Genomic DNA, 3,219 nt, shown 5'->3' on the forward strand with positions numbered 1-3,219 from the left:
GTCTCTCCGGTCCTCACGTATTAAAGGCATACGCTCCGGTCCTCAAGCCGCGAGTTCCTTGACCTTCTTGCTTCTGATTTGTCGCCTTTTTGAACCTTATTTATAAATTTCATGGATAGGTTGTGGAGTTTTGAAGTGAAATATTCCTATTTTGCAGATTGCAATCGATAATATTTACTTTCAATGGGCCGGGTGAGGTGAGGTTTAATGACATCAACGGCCTCTACAAGCTTTGCAAGATTGATCCCTGTTGAGATTCCCATTTTCTCAATCATATATACAACGTCTTCAGTGGCAACATTGCCAGTCGCACCAGGAGCAAACGGGCAACCACCTAAGCCACCTGCTGAGGTGTCAAAGCGGTCAATTCCGGCTTGAAGAGCAGCGAACACATTGGCCAGCGCCATGCCGCGGGTGTCATGAAAATGTGCAGTCAACATGGTGTGTGGCAGCTCTTTTTTAAGCTTTGAAATAAGTGAGAAAACCTCTTTTGGAGTTGCTTTTCCGATTGTGTCGGCAACACTCAATTCATCAACACCGTACTGAACAAAGGTTGCGCATAGCTTTAATACAGCCTCTTCATCTACCTTTCCTTCGTACGGGCAGTAAAAAGAGGTAGAAATACAGGCGCGTACAAAATATCCCTTTTCCTTTAATTCTCGAACAAGAGGTTTTAGTTCCTCCATACTTTCAGTGGTTGTTTTATTAATATTCTTTTTATTAAAGCTTTCACTGACCCCAACAAAAACGGCAACCGCTTTACAATTTGTATCGTAAAGTCTTTCAATTCCTTTGCGATTTGGAGCCAATACAATATTTCGAGCATCATCTAAACAGGCTGTAATGACTTCTGCGGCATCCTTCATCTGAGGAACCCATTTCGGGGAAACAAATGAAGTAAGTTCCATTTCTTGAAGGCCCGCCTTTTTTAATTTTTTAATAAAATCAATCTTGGCCTCTGTTGGGATTAGGCTTTTTTCATTTTGCAAACCATCACGTGGTCCGACTTCAATAATCGTGACTTGCTTAGGTAATTGCATCGACAACCCTCCAGCAAAACATAGTATTATCTCTTATTCTAGTCGAGACATTTCACCGAAATCAAGAATAATAGAAATATTGACAAAATAAGAGGAATTTCGTAAAAAGACTAGAAATATATATGGTATTGAATACATAAAAGCGTAATCATAAAAGGAGATGTTGACATGAGTAATGATGTCGTTATTGTAAGCGCTGTCAGAACGGCGATTGGTAGTTTTGGTGGAAGTTTGCAGTCTGTTTCAGCTCCCGAACTTGGTGCTGTCGTTATTAAAGAGGCTATAGAAAGAGCAGGGGTGGACCCAACGCACGTAGATGAAGTGATTATGGGGAATGTTTTGCAGGCTGGGGTAGGACAAAACCCTGCAAGGCAGGCAGCGATTAAAGCCGGATTACTACCCGAAACTCCAGCAATGACTATAAATAAGGTATGTGGTTCAGGATTAAAAGCAGTGCATTTAGCAACACAGGCGATCATTGCTGGTGATGCAGACGTCATTGTGGCTGGTGGCATGGAAAATATGAGCCAGGCTCCTTATCTGTTAAAAGGTGCGCGAAATGGATTTAAAATGGGCGACCAAAAGATGATTGATAGCATGATTTCCGATGGGTTATGGTGTGCGTTTAATGATTATCATATGGGGATTACAGCCGAAAATTTATGTGATAAGTATGAGATTACGAGAGAAGAACAGGATGCTTTTTCAGCACGTAGTCAGGAAAGAGCGATTGCTGCAATTGAAGCAGGAAAATTCAAAGAAGAAATTGTGCCAGTTGTCATTCCACAAAGGAAAAAAGAAAGCATTGTCTTTGAAACAGATGAATACCCTAAAGCAGGGACAACAGCTGAGAAACTCGGAGGTTTGCGTCCAGCCTTTAAAAATGATGGTTCTGTAACTGCAGGTAATGCCTCTGGTATTAATGATGGGGCCGCCGCATTTGTTGTCATGAGTAAAAAGAAAGCAGATGAGCTTGGCATAAAAGGATTGGTCACGATAAAAGCAAATGGAAACGCTGGTGTTGACCCGAGTATTATGGGAATTGGTCCGGTTGCAGCCGTACAAAAAGCGATGGAAAAGTGCGGATTAAGTGTGAGCGATATGGATTTAATTGAAGCAAATGAAGCATTTGCAGCCCAGTCCATTGCTGTTGACCGTGAGCTCCATTTTAACCATGATATTTTAAATGTGAATGGTGGCGCAATTGCCTTAGGTCATCCAATTGGCGCAAGTGGGGCAAGAATTCTTGTTACTCTTATTCATGAACTAAAGCGTCGTAATGATCGCTATGGATTAGCAACACTCTGAATTGGCGGCGGTCAAGGGGTAGCGACAATTGTTGAAAATGTCGAATAGCGGGGTGTGCAAATGAAACCAATTTTTTCTTCTTTTGAGGAAGCGATAAAAGTAATCAAGGACGGCTCAACGATTATGGTTGGTGGATTTGGCTTATGTGGTATCCCAGAAAACTTAATATTTGCATTGGCAGAGTCCGGGGTGAAGGATCTAACCGTTATTTCAAATAACTGTGGCATTGATGATTGGGGACTCGGTTTACTTTTACAAAATAAGCAGATTTCTAAAATGATAGGTTCGTATGTTGGGGAGAACAAGGAATTCGAACGACAGGCTTTGTCTGGCGAGCTTGAGGTTGAACTTGTTCCCCAAGGGACTTTAGCGGAAAAAATTAGAGCAGGTGGAGCCGGGATTCCAGCATTTTACACACCTGCAGGAGTCGGAACTCCAATTGCAGAAGGAAAAGAAACTCGATTTTTTAATGGAAAAGAGTATGTGTTAGAAGAATCGTTTGTGGCTGATTTTAGTCTAGTTCGCGCTGAAAAAGCCGATAAAATGGGGAATTTAATCTATAACAAAACGGCCCGTAATTTTAATCCGATGATGGCAGCTGCGGCAAACGTCACGATCGCGGAGGTTGAAGAACTCTATGAGATTGGTGATCTTGATCCAAGCATGATTCATACACCAAGTATCTATGTCCAAGGATTAATTGTAGGTGAACAAAAGAAGCGAATTGAACGATTTACATTATCTCAGTAGGGGGGAGAAGGCAATGACAAATACGCGCGAAAAGATTGCAAAAAGGGCTGAAAAGGAAATTGAGAATGGCTTTTATGTGAATCTTGGAATTGGTATGCCGAACCTTGTTGCAAACTATATA

The 3,219-nt window shown here is 41.7% G+C and carries 4 protein-coding genes; 3 read left to right on the plus strand and 1 reads right to left on the minus strand.

Translation table 11 applies throughout. From position 1 onward, the window contains the following. Positions 1-146 precede the first annotated feature (146 nt). Complete coding sequence (locus tag V7147_RS24695; protein ID WP_335370442.1) at positions 147-1,040, minus strand: hydroxymethylglutaryl-CoA lyase; 894 nt, start codon at positions 1,038-1,040, stop codon at positions 147-149. Between the two features lie 168 nt (positions 1,041-1,208). On the opposite strand from V7147_RS24695, the gene V7147_RS24700 reads away from it, so the two are divergent. The 3 genes from V7147_RS24700 to V7147_RS24710 form a co-directional block, all read left to right on the plus strand. Next, the gene (locus V7147_RS24700) at positions 1,209-2,348 is read left to right on the plus strand and encodes an acetyl-CoA C-acetyltransferase (RefSeq protein ID WP_335370443.1); all 1,140 of its coding nucleotides are present in this window, start codon (positions 1,209-1,211) and stop codon (positions 2,346-2,348) included. A gap of 60 nt (positions 2,349-2,408) precedes the next feature. Next, a complete protein-coding gene (locus V7147_RS24705) occupies positions 2,409-3,098 on the plus strand; it encodes a CoA transferase subunit A (RefSeq protein ID WP_335370444.1) in 690 nt (229 codons plus the stop codon). A gap of 13 nt (positions 3,099-3,111) precedes the next feature. Beyond that, a partial coding sequence (locus V7147_RS24710) for a CoA-transferase (protein WP_335370446.1) occupies positions 3,112-3,219 on the plus strand: 108 nt, incomplete at its 3' end.

Origin of the sequence: Bacillus sp. JJ1521 (genome assembly GCF_036965165.1) — a bacterium.
Classification (GTDB): domain Bacteria; phylum Bacillota; class Bacilli; order Bacillales; family Bacillaceae_L; genus Ferdinandcohnia.

Coding starts and splice junctions, on each gene's coding strand:
- V7147_RS24700 (WP_335370443.1), top strand. CDS start 1,209: ATGAGTAATGATGTCGTTATTGTAAGCGCTGTCAGAACGGCGATTGGT.
- V7147_RS24695 (WP_335370442.1), bottom strand. CDS start 1,040: ATGCAATTACCTAAGCAAGTCACGATTATTGAAGTCGGACCACGTGAT.
- V7147_RS24705 (WP_335370444.1), top strand. CDS start 2,409: ATGAAACCAATTTTTTCTTCTTTTGAGGAAGCGATAAAAGTAATCAAG.